Annotated in this window: 20 protein-coding genes; 9 read left to right on the forward strand and 11 right to left on the reverse strand. The window is 72.1% G+C overall.

What is annotated here, in order from left to right:
* Positions 1-82 precede the first annotated feature (82 nt).
* Entirely contained in the window at positions 83-538 is a 456-nt protein-coding gene (locus tag Q9R20_RS10520) for an Hsp20/alpha crystallin family protein (protein WP_295836855.1), read from the reverse strand.
* A gap of 244 nt (positions 539-782) precedes the next feature.
* On the opposite strand from Q9R20_RS10520, the gene Q9R20_RS10525 reads away from it, so the two are divergent.
* Both Q9R20_RS10525 and Q9R20_RS10530 read left to right on the forward strand, forming a co-directional pair.
* Positions 783-1664: a manganese catalase family protein gene (locus Q9R20_RS10525; protein WP_311249297.1), complete on the forward strand. Its 882-nt coding sequence runs from the start codon at positions 783-785 to the stop codon at positions 1662-1664.
* Between the two features lie 86 nt (positions 1665-1750).
* Positions 1751-2230, forward strand: a complete 480-nt coding sequence (locus Q9R20_RS10530) for a DUF2231 domain-containing protein (RefSeq protein ID WP_311249298.1) — start codon at positions 1751-1753, stop codon at positions 2228-2230.
* A gap of 165 nt (positions 2231-2395) precedes the next feature.
* Here the strand turns inward: Q9R20_RS10530 and Q9R20_RS10535 are convergent, their stop codons facing one another.
* Positions 2396-3286, reverse strand: a complete 891-nt coding sequence (locus tag Q9R20_RS10535; RefSeq protein WP_311249299.1) for an SDR family NAD(P)-dependent oxidoreductase — start codon at positions 3284-3286, stop codon at positions 2396-2398.
* Between the two features lie 548 nt (positions 3287-3834).
* Here Q9R20_RS10535 and Q9R20_RS10540 point away from each other — a divergent pair.
* The 5 genes from Q9R20_RS10540 to Q9R20_RS10560 all read left to right on the forward strand — a co-directional run bounded on the left by Q9R20_RS10540 (position 3835) and on the right by Q9R20_RS10560 (position 9230).
* Entirely contained in the window at positions 3835-5394 is a 1560-nt protein-coding gene (locus Q9R20_RS10540) for a DUF222 domain-containing protein (protein WP_311249300.1), read from the forward strand.
* Between the two features lie 374 nt (positions 5395-5768).
* Positions 5769-6536 (forward strand): MBL fold metallo-hydrolase, encoded by a 768-nt coding sequence (locus tag Q9R20_RS10545; protein ID WP_311249301.1) that lies wholly within the window; start codon positions 5769-5771, stop codon positions 6534-6536.
* A 40-nt stretch (positions 6537-6576) separates the two neighbouring features.
* Positions 6577-7725 carry a zinc-dependent alcohol dehydrogenase gene (locus Q9R20_RS10550; RefSeq protein WP_311249302.1) on the forward strand — a complete coding sequence of 383 codons (1149 nt, stop codon included), beginning with the start codon at positions 6577-6579 and terminating at the stop codon, positions 7723-7725.
* Positions 7726-7738: 13 nt separating this feature from the next.
* The gene (locus Q9R20_RS10555) at positions 7739-8296 is read left to right on the forward strand and encodes a hypothetical protein (RefSeq protein ID WP_311249303.1); all 558 of its coding nucleotides are present in this window, start codon (positions 7739-7741) and stop codon (positions 8294-8296) included.
* Positions 8297-8369: 73 nt separating this feature from the next.
* Positions 8370-9230: a UbiA family prenyltransferase gene (locus Q9R20_RS10560; RefSeq protein ID WP_311249453.1), complete on the forward strand. Its 861-nt coding sequence runs from the start codon at positions 8370-8372 to the stop codon at positions 9228-9230.
* Between the two features lie 21 nt (positions 9231-9251).
* Here the strand turns inward: Q9R20_RS10560 and Q9R20_RS10565 are convergent, their stop codons facing one another.
* Genes Q9R20_RS10565 through Q9R20_RS10575 form a run of 3 tightly spaced genes read right to left on the reverse strand, consistent with a single transcriptional unit; the run spans position 9252 to position 12143 of the window.
* A complete protein-coding gene (locus tag Q9R20_RS10565; protein ID WP_311249304.1) occupies positions 9252-10364 on the reverse strand; it encodes an NAD(P)/FAD-dependent oxidoreductase in 1113 nt (370 codons plus the stop codon).
* Positions 10357-11016 carry a methyltransferase domain-containing protein gene (locus tag Q9R20_RS10570; protein ID WP_396653682.1) on the reverse strand — a complete coding sequence of 220 codons (660 nt, stop codon included), beginning with the start codon at positions 11014-11016 and terminating at the stop codon, positions 10357-10359. Before Q9R20_RS10570 ends, Q9R20_RS10565 begins: the two co-directional genes overlap by 8 nt.
* A gap of 38 nt (positions 11017-11054) precedes the next feature.
* Positions 11055-12143: a type III polyketide synthase gene (locus Q9R20_RS10575; RefSeq protein WP_311249306.1), complete on the reverse strand. Its 1089-nt coding sequence runs from the start codon at positions 12141-12143 to the stop codon at positions 11055-11057.
* 146 nt (positions 12144-12289) lie between these two features.
* On the opposite strand from Q9R20_RS10575, the gene Q9R20_RS10580 reads away from it, so the two are divergent.
* Complete coding sequence (locus Q9R20_RS10580) at positions 12290-12622, forward strand: hypothetical protein (protein WP_311249307.1); 333 nt, start codon at positions 12290-12292, stop codon at positions 12620-12622.
* Positions 12623-12677: 55 nt separating this feature from the next.
* On the opposite strand, the gene Q9R20_RS10585 is transcribed toward Q9R20_RS10580, so the two are convergent.
* From Q9R20_RS10585 to Q9R20_RS10605, 5 genes are all read right to left on the reverse strand, one after another.
* A complete protein-coding gene (locus tag Q9R20_RS10585) occupies positions 12678-12869 on the reverse strand; it encodes a DUF2795 domain-containing protein (protein WP_295836888.1) in 192 nt (63 codons plus the stop codon).
* 23 nt (positions 12870-12892) lie between these two features.
* Entirely contained in the window at positions 12893-13729 is an 837-nt protein-coding gene (locus tag Q9R20_RS10590; RefSeq protein WP_311249308.1) for an SDR family oxidoreductase, read from the reverse strand.
* Positions 13730-13806: 77 nt separating this feature from the next.
* The gene (locus tag Q9R20_RS10595; protein ID WP_311249309.1) at positions 13807-13980 is read right to left on the reverse strand and encodes a hypothetical protein; all 174 of its coding nucleotides are present in this window, start codon (positions 13978-13980) and stop codon (positions 13807-13809) included.
* 89 nt (positions 13981-14069) lie between these two features.
* A complete protein-coding gene (locus Q9R20_RS10600; protein ID WP_311249310.1) occupies positions 14070-15266 on the reverse strand; it encodes a glycosyltransferase in 1197 nt (398 codons plus the stop codon).
* Positions 15267-15461: 195 nt separating this feature from the next.
* Complete coding sequence (locus tag Q9R20_RS10605; protein ID WP_311249311.1) at positions 15462-15647, reverse strand: hypothetical protein; 186 nt, start codon at positions 15645-15647, stop codon at positions 15462-15464.
* A gap of 206 nt (positions 15648-15853) precedes the next feature.
* On the opposite strand from Q9R20_RS10605, the gene Q9R20_RS10610 reads away from it, so the two are divergent.
* Positions 15854-16300, forward strand: coding sequence for a helix-turn-helix domain-containing protein (locus Q9R20_RS10610; protein WP_311249312.1), 447 nt, complete (start codon positions 15854-15856; stop codon positions 16298-16300).
* A gap of 41 nt (positions 16301-16341) precedes the next feature.
* On the opposite strand, the gene Q9R20_RS10615 is transcribed toward Q9R20_RS10610, so the two are convergent.
* Positions 16342-16686 carry a hypothetical protein gene (locus Q9R20_RS10615; RefSeq protein WP_311249313.1) on the reverse strand — a complete coding sequence of 115 codons (345 nt, stop codon included), beginning with the start codon at positions 16684-16686 and terminating at the stop codon, positions 16342-16344.
* Positions 16687-16966: the final 280 nt, after the last annotated feature.

The raw sequence follows: 16966 nt of genomic DNA on the forward strand, positions 1-16966 counted from the left end.
TCCCCTCCAGACCCTTGACAAGCCGCGAGGCGTTCCGCACGGGAGCGGTCCCGTGCGGAACGCTCCCGTGCGGGTGAGGGGGTTACTGCTCGATGGGCTGGGGCGTGCTCTCGTGCGCCTCGATCACGCCGTCGCCGTCGTCGGTGGAGACCGCGATGCGACGCGGCTTCGCCTTCTCGCTCACCGGGATCGTCACGCTCAGCACACCGTTGCGGTACGACGCGCTGATGCGCTCGGTGTCGATGCCCTGACCGAGGTTGAGCTGGCGGACGAAGGATGCCGTCTCGCGCTCGCGCGTGATCCACTTGACGCCCTCGCCCGAGCCGAGGGTGCGCTCGGCCCGGATGGTGAGCAGCTGGCCGTCGACGTCGATGTCGACCGACCCGGGGTCGACGCCGGGAAGATCGGCGGCCAGGACGTAGTGGTCCCCGTCGCGGTAGAGGTCCATCGGCATCCGTCGCGGACCGCCGCCGCGGCGGGCGTCGAGGAGGGTCGACGCGAGGCGGTCGAGGTCGCGGAAGGGGTCGTAGGTGGCCATGGTCGTTCTCCTTGTCGATCGGTCCGGACGTGGCATCCGGAGAGTTCTGAAGTTGAGTCAACTTCGCTCAACTGGTAGCAGATTAGCACTCGCGGGTGTCGAGTGCCAAGACTCGGGCGCGTGATTGTCGCGCCCCCGACGACCCGCCGCAACCCCCGTGTCGAACCCCTCGGACGGAACGTTTCGTAGCCCGCACGCGCCACTCCGGCCCCCTGACCTTCTTCCCGGCGCGGTGAGGAGAGACATGTACTTCCATCGTCAAGAGCTGCAGCACTCCGCCACCCCCGAGAAGCCGGATGCCGTCTACGCCCGCAAGCTCCAGGAGGTGCTCGGCGGGCAGTACGGCGAGATCACCGTCGCCCTGCAGTACCAATTCCAGGCCTGGAACATGCACATCCCCGGCAAGTACCGCGACCTCGTCTTCGGTATCGGCGCCGAGGAGATGGGGCACGTCGAGATGCTCGCCATCATGATCGCGCAGCTGCTCGAGAAGGCGCCGCTCGGGATCACCGAGGAGGCGGTGCAGAGCGACCCCACCGTCGCGGCCGTGATCGGCGGCACCGACATCCAGCACGGCATCGTCGCCGGCGCCGGCGCGCGTCCCGTCGACTCGATGGGCAACCCCTGGCAGGGCAGTTTCATCACCGCCAGCGGCAACCTGCTCGCCGACTTCACCGCGAACGCCAACGCCGAGATGCAGGGCCGCGTGCAGGTCGCCCGGCTCTACCACCAGACCGACGACCACGGCGTGAAGGACCTTCTGGCCTTCCTGCTCGCCCGCGACACGATGCACCAGAACCAGTGGGCGGCCGCAGCCGCCGAATTGCAGGCCGAGGGGCTGGAGAAGCTCCCCGTGCCCAGCAACTTCCCCCTCGACAAGGAGGACCGCGACGTGTCGTACCAGTACATCAACTTCAGCGACGGGAAGCAGGCCGGCGACGGCACCTGGGCCTCCGGTCCGACCCCCGACGGCAAGGGCGAGTTCACGTACGTGCCCGAGCCGCCCGCGGGCGTCCCCATGCCCCCGCCCACGCACCCCGACGCGCGGTTCTACGGCACGACCGAGCTGCCGAACACGGTCGAGAAGCTCGCCGGTCGCGCGCAGGACGCGCTGCACAAGGAATGAGCGGGGTGGATGCCGCGGTGCCGGGGCCCTCGCGGACGTCGGCACCGCGGAGCGGGGCGAGCTTCCCCGCGATGCGAGCGGCGAAGGTGCCCCGCTCGATCGTCGCGGGGCCCTACGGCCACCCGTTCCACCCGGTTGCGGTGACCATCCCGATCGGCGCGTGGTCGTCGAGCCTCGTCTTCGACCTGCTCGGCCTCGCCGCAGACGACCCGCGCGCGTTCGCCACGGGATCGCGCTGGCTCATCGGGATCGGCCTCGGCGGGGCCGTCGGCGCGGCCGTGCTGGGTCTGCTCGACTACTCGCGCATCCCGCGGGGCACGCCCGCCCGGCGCACGGCCCTGGCGCACCTCGTGCTGAACGTCACCGCGATGGGGCTGTTCTCGGTCGGTCTCATCGTGCGGATGCTCGATCTGGGCCGCGTGCCGATCGTGGCCTTCGGGCTCAGCGCCGTCGCCGCCGCGGGACTCAGCATCTCGGGATGGCTGGGCGGCAAGCTCGCCTACCGCTGGGGCGTCCGCGTCGCCGACGAAAACACGCAGCGCGAGGGATTCGAAGCGGCCGCGTGAGTCCACGGATCCCGGGTGCGGTGGCATCCGGGTTCCGGGGTTCGCGGGTCACGTGCGCCGGCTCGGGTTGCGGGCGTGCGGTCCGGGTGCGGGGTTGTGCGCCGGTTCGGGTCGTGGTTGTGGTCGTAGTCTCCTGGGTGGCGTCGGGGCCGGTGCCGCAAGGGCTCAGCGCGGGGCCCGCAGTGGGAAGCGCGACCAGCCGCCGCTCACCGCGCCCGGGTCGTGCCGGGGGTGCAGCACCGCACCCATGGAGCGGTCGGCGGGTCGCCGACGCAGGCCCAGGGTGAGCTGCAGGACGCGGATGAAGCGGTCGTACACGCGCGGCAGCAAGAACTGCAGCGGGCGGGTGACGAACTGCGCCGCGCCGACGCCGACCTCGTGGCGCGGTCCGCGGGTCACGCGGACGATCGCCCGCGCGACGCGGTCCGCGGATACCACCGGGGGCAGCGGGAACGGCCGCCGCCCGGTGACGTTCGCCGCGCGATGGTAGATCGGGGTGTCGATGCTCGCCGGGAGCACGATCTTGATCCGGATGCCGCGGTGCGCGAGCATCTCCTGCCGCAACGACCGTGCGAACCCCAGGAGTCCGTGCTTCGCGGCGACGTACGACGAGACGTAGGGGCCGGACACCTGCGAGAAGAGGGATCCGACGAACACGAGGGTGCCGCCGCCCCGAGCGCGGAAGTGGGGGATGACCGCCCGCGCCGCGCGCATCTGCCCGAGCAGGTTCGTCTCGATCACGCGGTCCCGAACGGCATCCGGGGTGTCCTCGACCGAGCCGTACGCGAACACGGATGCCGATGCCACCCACACGTCGATCCGCCCGAATCGCGCGACGGCGGCGTCGGCTGCGCGCTCGGGGCCGTCGGGGAGGGCGAGGTCGATGGAGAGGGTGTGGACCTCCGCGCCCCGAGCGCGGCACTCGTCCGCCGCGGACGCGAGGGCGATCTCGTCGCGGGCCACCAGGACCAGGCGCATCCCCTTCTTCGCGAAGCGCAGGGCAGTCGCCCGTCCGATGCCCCGCGACCCTCCGGTGACGACGACGACCTGGCGCATGCGGTTCCTCTCGGGTGGGGACGGGTTGGTCGGACGCTAAGCGGGCGCGGCGTGCGTTCCGCAGGGGGTTGACGCGGCGGGTGGGGGTGCGGGTGCGGGTCGGACGCTGCGGGGGCGTGCGTGTGAGGCGTTTGCGCGTGACGTGCGGCGGTGGGCAGTGCGGGTGCGGTGGGTGTGATGGCGGGGTGTGAATGCAGGCCGCGTTTGCGGTTGTGGTGCGAGGGCGGTGGATGTGGGTGGCGTCTCGTCGGTGGGGTGGTGCTCGTTCGTCGGGGCCGCCGGGCTTCGCGGGCAATCAGGGTGACCGACAGGCGTTTTCGCGGTGGGGCGGCGTGAGGTGAGTGGCGTCGGAGCGGTGTTCGGTGACGGGGCCTCCGAAGGTGAGGTCGGCAGATGGGTGTTCGTCGGTGGATGGGGCGTTGTCGGTGCGGTGTCTGCTCTGGGTGGTGACCGGGAACGGCTCCTCCCCAAGGGTCGAAACACGCGATCTGTCCACAGAAAGCCCCGGTCAGCGGTCCAATGTCGGAGGTGGGGGCTAGCATGCCTGCATGAGCTTCTCGATACCTTCACCTCCACCACCTGACGGGTCCGACCCGCTTGCGGTCGTGCTGGGCGAGGTGCTGGAAGCGGATGCCGCCCTCGCGGCCGCCGAAGCCCGAAAGACTCGAGCGTTGGCCCGGGCGGGGCGTCTGGCGCTGGATGTCATGGCCGGGCAGCGGGCGTCGTCTCGGGCGGCGGATATGGCGCTGCGGGAGGTGGCGTCGGAGATCGCGGCCGCGGGGTGTTTGTCGGATCGGTCGGTGCAGGCGCAGATCGCGAAGGCGTTGACGCTCGTCGACCGGTTCCCGGCGACCGTCGACGCGTGGGAGGCGGGAGCGTTGTCGCGGGCGCATGTGCAGGCGATCGTGGATGCCGGCACCCCGGTGCCGCTCGACAAGCGCGGGGAGTTCGATGTTCTCGCCGTCACCACCGCGGAGGGCTTGAGTCCCGGACGGCTGCGGGCACGGTTGGCGACTCTGGCGGAGCGGTTGCAGCCGACCACGATCACGGAACGGCACCAGCGGGGCCGTGAGGAACGATGCGTGCGGGTGGTGCGGGGCGAGAACGGCATGTCGGATCTCATCGCGACGCTGCCGACGGTGTTGGCCGTGGGGATCTATGACCGGTTGACGCAGCAGTCGCGGGCGCTGATCGATGCGCGCGATGAGCCCGGTTCGCCGGTCTCGGCGTGCGCCGATGGCACATCGTCATCAGGTTTGGGTCAGCCGATCGTCAGCGGCGCCGCGTTCGGGATCGACCGTGTCGGCGACGATTCCGACGAACGGCCGGAACGGGAAATGATTGGCGCCACCGACGTGCTGAAGCACGACGCAACCGTCGTAGGCGCTGTCGCTGTCGCTGTTGCTGTCGCCGTCGCAGGCGCAGCCCCCGGCGCAGCGGCAGCCGATCGTCGCAGTACCGACCAGGTGCGCGCCGACATCCTCGCCGACCTGCTCCTCACCGCCGCCCCCGACGCCGACCCCACCCGCACCGACGACGGCCCCGGCACCCTCGGCGCCATCCGCGCCCGGGTTCAGGTCGTCGTCCCGGCGCTGTCCGTTCAGGATCCGGGTCGGGAGAACATCGACCCCGCCGAACTCGTCGGTCACGGCCCCATCGATATCGACACAGCCCGGCGATTGGCTGAAGCGACGAGGGTGCCGTGGGATCGGGTGCTCACGAACCCTGTCACCGGCGCGGTCTTGTGCACCGACACGTATCAGCGGACCGCCGCGATCGACCGGTACCTCCGCGCCCGCGACCGGCACTGCCGGTGGCCAGGTTGCACGGCCCCGGCGGTGCGGTGCGAGGTCGACCACAACCTCGATCACGCCCTCGGCGGCAAAACCCACGTGTGCAACCTCTGCCACTTCTGCCAGAGACACCACACCCAGAAGCAATTCACCCGATGGCAGGTCCGGCAGCTACCCGGCGGGGTCATCGAGTTCACCTCACCCACCGGACGCATCTACACCGACCACCCCCTCCCGTACTCACCCGCCGTCCGCTTCGTCGGTGACGATTCCCCTCCGTCCGGGATCCCCGGACGACAACCCGCACCCTTCTGAAAGCCGCCCGTCCTCCACCGGTCACCCCATCCGGAGGGAGCCGTCCGACCGTCGGGCCCAGGGGCGGCCCACCCGCCGCCGGCCGGGTCGTGGCGCGCCGTCGGCGGAGGGCGAGCCCCGCGGCCCCGTCCCCGGTTTGGAGTTACCGAGCCCGCCGTCTCCGAGCCGCCGCCTCCCGAGCCGCCGCCCCCTGCGCCGCCGACGGCGTCCCGCGCTGCCGCCGCCGACCCGTCCCGCGCCGACGTCGCCTCCGGTGCCGACGCCGCCGAGCCGCTCCCTCCCGAGCCGCCTCCCCACCCGCGGGCAGTACCGCGCCTCGTGCCCGTCCGCAACCCCGTGGTCGAGCGCCACCGACCGCGCCGAGGGTGGCGCCCATGACAGGACCACAGCTCGGGCGCCCACGCGACGGCATCCGCGAAGTCGCCGACGGGGTGATGATGATCACGCGAGCCGTCACCAACAGCTACCTGGTCACCACCGACGACGGCATCCTGCTCATCGACGCCGGGTTGCCCCGCAGCTGGTCACTGCTCACCCACGCGCTCACCGCATTGCGGGCAACCCCCGGCGACCTGGTGTCGGTCTTGCTCACCCACGGACACTTCGACCACGTCGGCACCCTCGACCGCCTGCAGCGAGAGCATCACGTCCCCATCCACGTCCATCCGGCCGATGCGCCGCTCGTGCGGCATCCGTATCGCTACGACCGCGAGTCGTCGCGCGGGCTGTATCCGCTTGCGCATCCGGGCGGCATCCCGAACCTGGCGCGCATGACCTTCGCCGGCGCGCTCGGCGTGCGGGGCGTGGAGGCGCACGGCGACCTGCTGGCCGGTGAACCGACGCTGGGTGGTCTGCTCCCGGTGGCGACCCCCGGTCACACCTACTGCCACCTCGCCTTCCATCTGGCCGATCGCGACCTCGTCTTCAGCGGCGACGCGCTCGTGACCTTCGACCCCTATACGGGACGACCTGGGCCGCAGATCGTGGCGCGTGCGGCCACCGCCGACAGCCGGGCGGCGATGACCGCTCTGGCCGGTCTCGCCGCCACCCGGGCCACCACGGTCCTCCCCGGTCACGGCGACGTCTGGGGCCACGGCATCCATCGCGCCGTCGCGGAGGCCGTCGCGACGGGCCCGCACTGACCGAACACCCACCCTTCGACACCCAGACGAGGACCGACGCATGAGAGCGATGACGTACCGCGGACCGTACAAGGTCCGCGTCGAGGAGAAGCCCGACCCCCGCATCGAGCACCCGAATGACGCGATCGTCCGCGTCGAGCGGGCCGCGATCTGCGGCTCCGACCTGCACCTGTATCACGGCATGATCCCCGACACCCGGATCGGCCACACGTTCGGCCACGAGTTCATCGGTCGTGTGGTCGAGGTGGGCTCCTCGGTGCAGAACCTGACGGTCGGGGACCGGGTGATGGTGCCGTTCAACATCTCGTGCGGCACGTGCTTCTTCTGCGCGCGGGGACTGCTCAGCAACTGCCACAACGTCAACGCCAACGCCACCGCGCTCGGAGGGATCTACGGCTACTCGCACACCGCGGGCGGGTACGACGGCGGTCAGGCCGAGATGGTCCGCGTTCCCTTCGCCGACGTCGGTCCGCGCGTCATCCCCGAGTGGCTCCACGACGAGGACGCCCTGCTGCTGACCCACGCGTTCTCCACGGGATACTTCGGCGCGCAGCTCGGAGACATCGTCGAGGGCGACACCGTCGTGGTGTTCGGGGCGGGACCGGTGGGACTCGCCGCCGCGCGCTCGTCGTGGCTGATGGGCGCCGGCCGCGTCATCGTCGTCGACCAGCTGCCGGAACGTCTCGAAAAGGCGAGCACCTTCGCCTTCGCCGAGACGCTGGACTACCGGGAGCATCGCGATGTCGTCGTCGAACTGAAGAGGCAGACCGACCACATCGGCGCCGACGTCGTCATCGACGCGGTCGGCGCCGAAGCCGACGGGCACTTCCTGCAGCACCTCACCGGCGCGAAGCTCAAACTGCAAGCCGGTTCCCCGGTGGCGCTGAACTGGGCGATCGACGCCGTGCGCAAAGGCGGGACCGTCTCGGTGATGGGGGCCTACGGTCCGCTGTTCAGCGCGGTGAAGTTCGGCGACGCGATGAACAAGGGACTGACGATCCACACCAATCAGGCGCCCGTCGCCCGCCAGTGGCCGCGACTGCTCGAGCACATCCAGGCCGGACGCATCTCCCCGCGGGAGATGATCACGCACCGCATCCCCCTCGGGCACATCGCCGAGGGGTACCACATGGTCTCCGCCAAGATCGACGGCTGCATCAAGGCCGTCATCCTTCCCCCGACCGCCTGAGAGGACCTCGATCATGGCCTACATCGCCGACAAGCCCACCCCGCCGCCGACGGCGGAGGAACTGCGCGCGCGCATCCCGGGTTGGGGTGCCGACCTCGATCCGACGGATCGTCCCTCGGTCCCGAAGGAGCAGCCGCAGGACCTCAACGCGCACTGGACGTTCCCCGAGGAGCAGCCCGTCCCTGACGGCGGCCGGGAGCGCTCGATCGAGCACGGCCGCCTGACACCCGTGTTCGGCACGGCTCAACCCCTGCACGGCGTCTCGGGAGCCATCCGCCGCTACGCCTACTCCCGCTTCAGCGAGGCGCGAGCCGCGCACTGGCTGCTGCTGCTCGCCGGCGACCGCGTCGAGGCCGCCGGAGCGCACCTGCGATCGTTGGCGACGAGCCGACCCGACAACCCGATCACCGAGACGGGTATCGTCGCCGAGCGCCGCTGGGCGCCCCTCGCCGGACGCCGAGGACGCGTCGATGTGCGCCACCAGTGGATCGACCCGCTGCTGGTGGCGGGACCGTGGATCCTCGCCGCGGTCGGCGTCATCGCGGTGGGCCGTCGCCTGCTCCGTCGGTGAGGTCGCCGCGGCGTCGAACGTCGCGGCCCTTCGCGCTCCCGTCCAGAGCCGCGCGCGGTAGCGTCGTCGGGTGATGGATGCCGCGGCGGAGCCGCCTCGCGCCCGTGCCCCTCGTGGACGCGCGGGCGCCGTCGGGGCGCTGTGGGCGTCGACCCATCCGGGTCCCACCGTGGTCGTCACCGTCCTCTCCCTCGCACTGGGTATCGCCGCGGGCGTCGAGTCGGTGCGCCTCGCCCTGCTCGTGGTGGCCGTGTTCGCCGGACAGGTGTCGGTGGGACTGTCCAACGACGTCATCGACGGAGCGAGGGACGCCGCCGTGGGTCGCGCCGACAAGCCCGTCGCCGAGGGAGCGGTCTCGCTCGATGCGGCCCTCGCCGTGGCGGTGGGGGCCGTCGTCGCCGCGCTTGCGTTGTCGGCACCGCTCGGCCCGGGCCTTCTCGCCGTCCACGCGATCGCCCTGGCCTCGGCGTGGGCATACAACGCCGGTGCGAAGGCGACCCCGTTCTCGATCGTCCCGTTCCTGCTGAGTTTCGGCCTCTTCCCGTCCTTCGCGACCCTCTCCACCGCTGCGCCGACGCTCGCGGCCCCCTGGGCGACGACGGCGGGGGCGGCCCTCGGAGCCGCTGTGCACCTGACGAACGTCGTCCGCGATCTCGAGGATGACCGACGCACCGGTATCCGCGGACTGCCGCACCGGCTGGGCGCCCGCGCCTCGGTCCTGCTCGCCGCCGCCGGCATCGTGGCGGGGGCCGTCGCCGTGTTGCTCGGGCCGGACCGGGGAGTGGGGGCGCTCGACGTCCTCTTCTTCGCGGCGGTGGTGGTCGTGGCGCTGGTGACGGCGATCCTCGCGCTGCTCCGCCCGCCCGGTCGTACGGTCTTCCGGCTCACGATGCTCGCGGCGCTTCTCCTGGCCGCGCAACTGGTGGTGGCCTGAGCTCCGCTCGCGCGACGGAGGTCAGGTCCGGGCCGCGGCCCGATCGAACCGCATCGCGTACGCCCGCGCGAACGCCGCCCCGCCGGCGCCGCGCAGCCCGGCCCGCAGGACCCCGGAGCGCACCGCGTGCGTCGCTCCGCCGGCTGCTCGCCCGAGCACCGTGTTGAGTGCCGCGAGTCGCGCCGCGTGCCGCGCGGACGCGAGCCGATCGCGTTCCCAGCGTGCGAGTCCCGTCACCTCCCCGGACCGCACCCAGGCTCCGAGCAGCGGTGAGAGGGTCAGCGCGTCCAGCAGTCCCAGGTTCATGCCCTGACCGCCGATCGGACTCACCTCGTGCGCGGCGTCGCCGACGACGACCACCCGCCCGCGTCGCAGGGCGGGCGCCACGGCGCGCCGGACGCGGAAGGTGCTCGCCCCCGCGATGTCGACACTGATGCCCGCCCTCGCGGCGACGGCGCCGCCCAGGAAGGCATCGGCATCCGGAATCTCGTCGCGCCCGGCCCAGGCGACGAGCCGCCGCCGACCCCCGGGGAGGGGGAACGACTCCACGACCCCGCCCCGCTCGAGGTGCACGCGGGCGACCGGCCCACCGGGAGCGAGCACGTCGGCCATGACGTACCGGTCGGGGTAGTGGTGCGTGCGGACGGCACCGGACCGATACACGAGGTCCCGTCCGGCCCACCCGGATGCCACGACCACGACCCCCGCGCGGATCTCGCCGCCGTCGTCGAGCCGCGCCCGCACGCCCGAGGCGTCCTCGCGCAGCCCGGTCACGGTCACGCCCCGCCGCACCGGAGGGGCGAGGCCGGACAGCACCGCGATCGTGTCGGATTGCGGCAGCGCCGCGACATAGGGATGCCGCGCCCGCAGACGATCGAACCGGATCTCGGCGAGCACCCGACCGTCGGCCCGCGCCTCGCCTCGCGCGATGCGCACGGCCCGCTCCCGGATCCCGTCGGTCGCCCCGGAACCCTCGAGCAGCGTCAGGGCGGGGGAGTGGATGCCGATCGCCCGCGTCCCCGCGCCGGGGTCGACGCGTCGCTCGACGATCTCGACGTGGATCCCGCGCCTGCGCAGGTCGGCGCCCAGCGCGAGTCCGACGGGGCCCGCACCGACGACGAGCACCTCAGGCATCGGCACGCCCTCGCGCGACCGCGAGCAGCCGGAAGGGGGCGGGCGTCTCGACCCGCCAGGGGGTGCCGAGGGCGGCGGCCAGCTCGGGGGCCCGATAGCTGCGCCGGATCGAGCGCAACCCGTCGACCCGCAGGAACGTCCCGGCCGACAGCGGCGCGATGCCCACGGCGTACAGCCCGTAGGCGAGACGACCGCGCGCGATGTCGGCGTGCAGCACCGCCCCGCGCGACAGTGCGAGCGAGTCGTCGGCGAAGGACGAGAGCGCCGCAGCGTCGAGGTGGTGCAGGACGTGGTTGGACAGCACGAGGTCGAACCGCTCACCCGCGGCCAGCAATTCACCCGAACCCTGCGCGGTGAAGCGGATGCCGTCGCGCTCGCGTTCGCGTGCCGCCTCGAGCGCCCGCGGGTCGGGGTCCGCCCCCACCCACTCGACGTCGAGACCGTCGCGCGCGGCGAGACCCGCGAGGCGCGCCACCACGTCGCCGCCTCCGCAGCCGAGGTCGAGCACCCGCGCCGGACGGCCGAGAGCCCGAAGCTCGGGTCGCACGCGCGCGCGGTACACGTGACCCCAGGCCGAGACGAGCCGGTTCACCAGGTCGAAGCGCCGATAGGTGGCCGCCAGCGCGCGCGGGTCGCACGCCGGATCGTCCATCAGCTCGGTCAGCGCCGTGTCGCGCCGCGCGAGCGTGCTCACGCGCGCCGCAGCGTGAGACGCGCCGCCTCGACGGTCAGCCCCGGACCGAAGGCGAGGGCTGCGACCCGGTCGCCGTCGACCCGATCGGTGTCGGCGAGCAGGTCGCGGAGGATGAACAGCAGCGTCGCGCTGGACATGTTGCCGTGTCGGCGCAGCACCTCCCGCGACGGGGCGAGGGCCGCGGCATCCAGGTCGAGGGCGTTCTCGACCCGATCGAGGATGCTCCGACCGCCGGGGTGCACGGCCCACGCGTCGACGGCGCCGAGATCGCCGACCACGTCAGCGGCGATGGCCGAGATCTCGCGCCCGATGATACGGGGCACCTCGGGCGTCAGGGTCATCTCGAAGCCTGAGTCCCCGACGGTCCAGGCCATGTCCTTCTCGCCCTCGTCGGTCACATGCGTCGCGAAGCCGTCGAGGTCGAGCCCCTCCCGGGTGGGATCCCCGGATGCCACGACCGCGGCGGCCGCGCCGTCGGCGAACACCGAGGCGGCGACGATCTGATCCGGGTGCGACGACGTCTGCCAGTGCAGAGAGCAGAGCTCGGCGCACGCCACCAGCACGACCGCGCCGGGATCGTCGCCGACGATGCGCGCCGCGAGCCGCAGACCGGGGATCGCGGCCGCGCACCCGATGAAGCCGAGGTGGTAGCGCTCGACGGTGGGGGACAGATCGAGGTCGCGCACGAGGTGGTAGTCGGGTCCGGGGGCGAACATGCCCGTGCACGAGACGGTCACGACGTGCGTGACCGCCCGGGCGTCGAGGCCCGATTCCGCCAGCGCGGACCGGGCCGCCTCGGCGAAGAGCTCCGGCGCACGGCGACGGTACTCGTCGTTGCGGTCGCCCGTGGAGGGCATCAGCAGACGGTCGCCGTCGCGCACTGGCAGGCCGTCGCCCGATCCTCCCGCCAGTTGCGGAAGGACGGTGTGGCGGGTGTCGATCGCGGCGGCGTCGAAGGCCGCTCCCACGAGGCGCTGGCTCTTGCGGTCGAAGCCGGGCTGGGCGGCGAACAGGTCGCGCAGTGTCGCCTGGCTGACGCGGGTGTCGGGCAGGGCCGTGCCGATCGACAGGATGCGGGCGGTCATGCCTCACTGTAGACACGCGCCGGGACCGGGGCCGCGGGGATGGCGCGGGTGTCGGCCTCCGTCTATGGTGCGACGCCTGTCAACCCTCTCCGAGCCGGCGTCGAGACGCCCCTACCGTGGCCGTTCCCCACGGAGAGGAACCACCCATGACCGGCCCCCGTCACACCGACCCGACGCGCGTCACCGAACAGAAGGCCATCCGCGAGCCCAACGCGAAGGCGTGGTTGCTGGCATCCGGCCTCCTCGCCGTCATCGCGATCGTGCTGTTCGCCTTCTCGATCCCCATCGTCGCGGCGTGGGCGTGGATCGGGATCGCGTTCCAGGTGGCGATGTTCGCGGCGCTGCTGGTCAACGGCCTCGGCGGACGCCGCACGTCGTACCAGGGGTACATCTTCGCGGTGCTCCTGTGCGTGCAGGCGGCCGTCGCCCTGCTCGTGATCGTCATCATCGCGATCGCGGCCTGGGCCCCCCTCGGCTGAGCGACCGAGGGGCGCCCCTCGGCTGAGCGGCCGAGGGGCGCCGCGTGGGATCGGGTCAGCCCGAGACCGCGCTGCTGACCTCGGTCGGGCTGTCGAACTCGTCGACCTTCGAGGCGCGCAGCCGCTCGAGAATCTCCTCGGGCGCGCCGTTGTCCTCGGCGATCCCGATCAGTTCGTGGCGGCCGACGGGATAGTCGACACCGCCGAGGTACTTCTGCAGTTCGATGGCGTTGGGCAGATCGGCCATGGGGTTCTCCTTCTTCTCGGGGTTCAGAGGATCGGCTTGCCGCCGGTGACGGCGACGCGGGCACCCGAGACGTAGCTGGCCTCGTCGGAGGCCAGCAGAACGTACACGGGAGCGAGCTCGGCGGGCTGGCCGGGTCGGCCCAGCGGCACCTGCTCGCCGAAGCTCTCGACCTTGTCCTCCGGCATGGTCGAGGGGATCAGCGGCGTCCAGACCGGCCCGGGGGCGACGCTGTTCGCCCGGATGCCGCGGTCGGCGAGCAACTGCGCGAGCGAGGCCGTCATGTTGGCGATCGCGGCCTTCGTCGCCGCGTAGGGCAGCAGCTGCGGGCTGGGCATATCGGAGTTCACCGAGCTCGACGCGATAATCGAGGCCCCCTCTTTCAGGTGGGGCAGCGCCGCTTTGACGAGGTGGAAGTAGGCGCTCACGTTCGTCGCCCACGTGAAGTCCCACTCGGCGTCCTCGATCTCCTCGAGGGTGTCGTGGCTCATCTGGAACGCGGCGTTGCTCACGAGCACGTCGAGAGCGCCGAGCTGGTCCACGGTCTTCGCGACGAGGTCGCGGCAGTGGGCGGGGTCGGAGATGTCACCGGGAAGCAGGATCGCGCGGCGACCGGCGTCCTCGACGAAGCGCCGGGCCTCCTCGGCATCCTCGTGCTCGTCGAGATAGGCGATCGCGACGTCGGCTCCCTCGCGGGCGAACGCCAGCGCGACGGCCTTGCCGATGCCGCTGTCGCCGCCGGTGATGAGCGCGACCTTCCCGGCGAGCCGACCGGACCCGCGGTAGCTGTCCTCGCCGAAATCGGGCTTCGGGTCCATCTCCTGGTCGCTGCCGGGGACCTGCTGCTGGGCGGGCTGTGACATGGCGCCTCCTTCGATAGGGAAGCCCCACCCCACCGCTCGTCCGCGGATCGCGCACGAGGGTTGACAGCCCCGACGGCTCAGTCGAGCGGCGGCTCCGGAAGAGGGGCGCGCGCGGGGTCGACATCGAGGTCGAAGAGGCTACCGCCGGTGCCGTCCACGTCGAGATCGAGACCGGCGTCGTCCGCGCCGAGCGGGACGACCTCCCCGTGGACGAGGCGAAGCCCGGACGGGGTGGCGGGAAGGAAGGTCATGGCCTCCATCGTGCGCGCGCCGGCGCAAGAACCGCCACGCGCGCCCGCCGCGCGCCCGCAAGGTCAGCGCAAGATCGTCGCAGGTCCGCTCACGCCGCGAGCCGCTCGACCACCAGCAGCCCCATGATCGCATCGCGGTACTCGTCGATCATGCGTCGACGGTCCAGTCGTCCTCGCGCGGCGAGAGCCGCCGCCCGCAGGGCCGGTCGCAGCGCCAGCGCATCGCCCCACGCCTCGGCGACCGCGTCGGCGTCGCGTGCGGTGACCAGTCCGAAGCCCTCGACGACGCGCGCCGCATCGCCCACGTCGGTGGTGACCGGGACCGCGCCGGACGCCGCCCCCTCGACGAGGCACAGCGGCGAGGCCTCGCCGAAGGCGCTGGTGAGAGCCACGACGTCGGCGACGCGATAGAGCTCCGGCATGTCTTCGCGCAGCCCCAGGGCGTGCAGCGCGATGTCATGGCCGACCCCGCTCTCGCGAAGCAGCGCCGCGAAGGCGGGGTTGGCGCGAGTCATGCCGGAACCGCACACGACGTAATGCGTCGCGGGGGAGCGCCGCGCGTGACGAACGACCGACCGGAGGAACAGCCCCGGATCCTTCATCGCGTCGAAGCGGGCCGCCAGCAGCACCACCGGCGCCGACTCCGGGATGCCGAGACCCGCGCGGATCCGTCGGCGTTCCGCGCGCGTCCCCGGACGGAAGCGGCGCGTGTCGATGCCGTTGTCGATCACCCACGCCGTCCCGGCGGACACGCCCGCCCGTGCGTAGGCGTCGGAGGTCGACTCGGCGCACGCGATCGTCGCGGACACCGCTCCGGATGCCGCCGACTCGGCGAGCCACCCCAGCGCGGGACCGGAATGGGCGGGGTCGGACCGGTGCAGGCACGCGGCAAGAGGGCGATCGGCCAGCAGGCCGTGGCGCTGCAGCGCCACGATCAGGCTGAGCGGCTGCTCCTTCAGCGACAGCACCACATCGGCGTCGGAGATGAGCCCGGCGGCGCGGTGGAGCTCCGCGGGGGTGAAGTCTGCGGGCGTCACGGGTGAATCACCCGCAACACGATCGAAGGTGTCGATCGTGACCCCCGCCTCACGGAGGCGGCGGAAGCGGGTGTCGTCCGCGGCATGCTGCACAGACGCGTCGCGCCGCGCGGCCGAGGTCAGCGACAGCACGTGATGCTGCTGCACCCCGTCGCGCGAGAGACCCGCGACCACGTCGGAATGCAGGATCCGGGCGCCTCCGGCGAAGAAGCCTTCGTACAGCGACAGCACGCGGATCGGTCGAGTCATCGGAGGGTCGCTTTCGAGCGGGGGCGAGGACCGCGGGTGCGGTCGTCCCATGCTGAGGGCTCGACCCCGCGCGGTGGGTTACGCCCGGGCGACCATCGTGTGAACGCCCCTGCACGAGAACCCTCCCCGCCTCAACGAGCCGACGCGCCGACTCCAGGGGGATGGAGTCGACGCGCCGGGGAGGGGGGCGGAGGTTCAGGCGCGGCGGCCGGTCACCATCGCCTCACCGGCATCGCGCGTGCGCGACCAGGGCCAGCGGCGCGACGCGCGCGCCGCCGTCTCCTCGGTCGATCGCGGCAGGATGCCGTTGCCCATCGCGCTCGACAGGGCGATGCTCCACACCGCTCCTGACTGCTGCTGGTGACGATCGTCGTAGATCATGATGCTCTCCTCGCTCCCGTCTCCCGACGGGGTGCCCGCCTACGGACGGGTGGTCATGGTCCAGTCATAGACCCGCGTGATCGGGCGCGAGACCCGCTTGACAAGGGAGCCGCCGTGAGCGTGCGCGAGAGAGCGAGTGTCGGCGAGCCGCGGCGCAAGTGGCAGGGATCGCCACGATGCACTGAGTACGATCGGCTGTCGTGCAGATGTCTACCGAGCCTTCGTCGTCGTCCCCGTCAGGGGCGGCACTCGGGCGTGCCCTGCTGGCGTACTGCGAGGCGCGCCGTGTCGCCGACGCCGAGGCGCGTCGGGAACTGTCCCTGAACGAGCTCGACGCCCGGGCCCTGATCTTCGTCGCCGAGAATCCCGGAGCCCGCCCTTCGCACGTGCGCGATCACCTCGGGATCACGTCCGCGGGTGTCACGACCCTCATCGACCGGCTCGTGCAGCGCGGGGCCGTGCGTCGCGATCTGGACGCGGAAGACCGTCGCGTCAACCACATCACCGCGATCGTCGACCTCGACACTCCGCCGTGGTCGCGCCTGCGCGCCTTCGACGCCGGTATCGAACAGGCGCTGTTGCAGGTCGACCCGAGCCGAGCCGCGCAGGCGGCCGAGCTGATGGAGCACCTCACGGCGGCCGCATCCCGCTGACCGAGCCGCCCGATCCACCGGGCCGGTGGCGACCCCGCCCCTCAGCCGTGGGTTGCGAGGAACGCTTCCGAACGCGCCTGAAGGAACGAGCACAGCGCGGAGAGGGTGGCCAGTTCGCTCGCCAAGGCCATGACGCGTCCCGCGGGGAGGGGAGCCGCGTCTTCACGGGGTTCGAAGGTGACGGCCCACTCGGTGGACCCGGCCTCGTTCCCGGGGGCGACGTAGAACGTCGTCGAGACGCTGCGGAGCTTGGCGGCGATCAGGCCGGCGTCGGCGCCGTCCTCCGTCTCCTGCGGGATGACGCGCAGCATCTCCGCGTCGCCGTAACCGAGGGCGCGGAAGTCGTCGACCCATGCCTGCAGGGTCGTCATGGTGCGGAACGGCATCGGCATCCCCTCGCTCGGACGGGTGCCGAGCGGCGACCCGCATTCATTATGCGGGTGTCTGTCCGCTGTTCAGCAGCGACGTCCCGGCGCGGGGTCACGAGCACCGCGCCGGAACGTCGTCGACCACCGCGCCGGGGAACGGGAGCGGTCGATCGCCGCAGGAATGCGGCGTGAGGGAATGCTGTCCCTGAATGCAGCGCAGGGCAAAGCCGGAACGACGATTCTGCGTCTGACGGCCTTTTGCGCGCGCACTCCGGCCCTTCAGCCCGAAATGCGCATT

Source organism: Microbacterium sp. PRF11, from assembly GCF_031844085.1.
GTDB lineage: Bacteria > Actinomycetota > Actinomycetes > Actinomycetales > Microbacteriaceae > Microbacterium.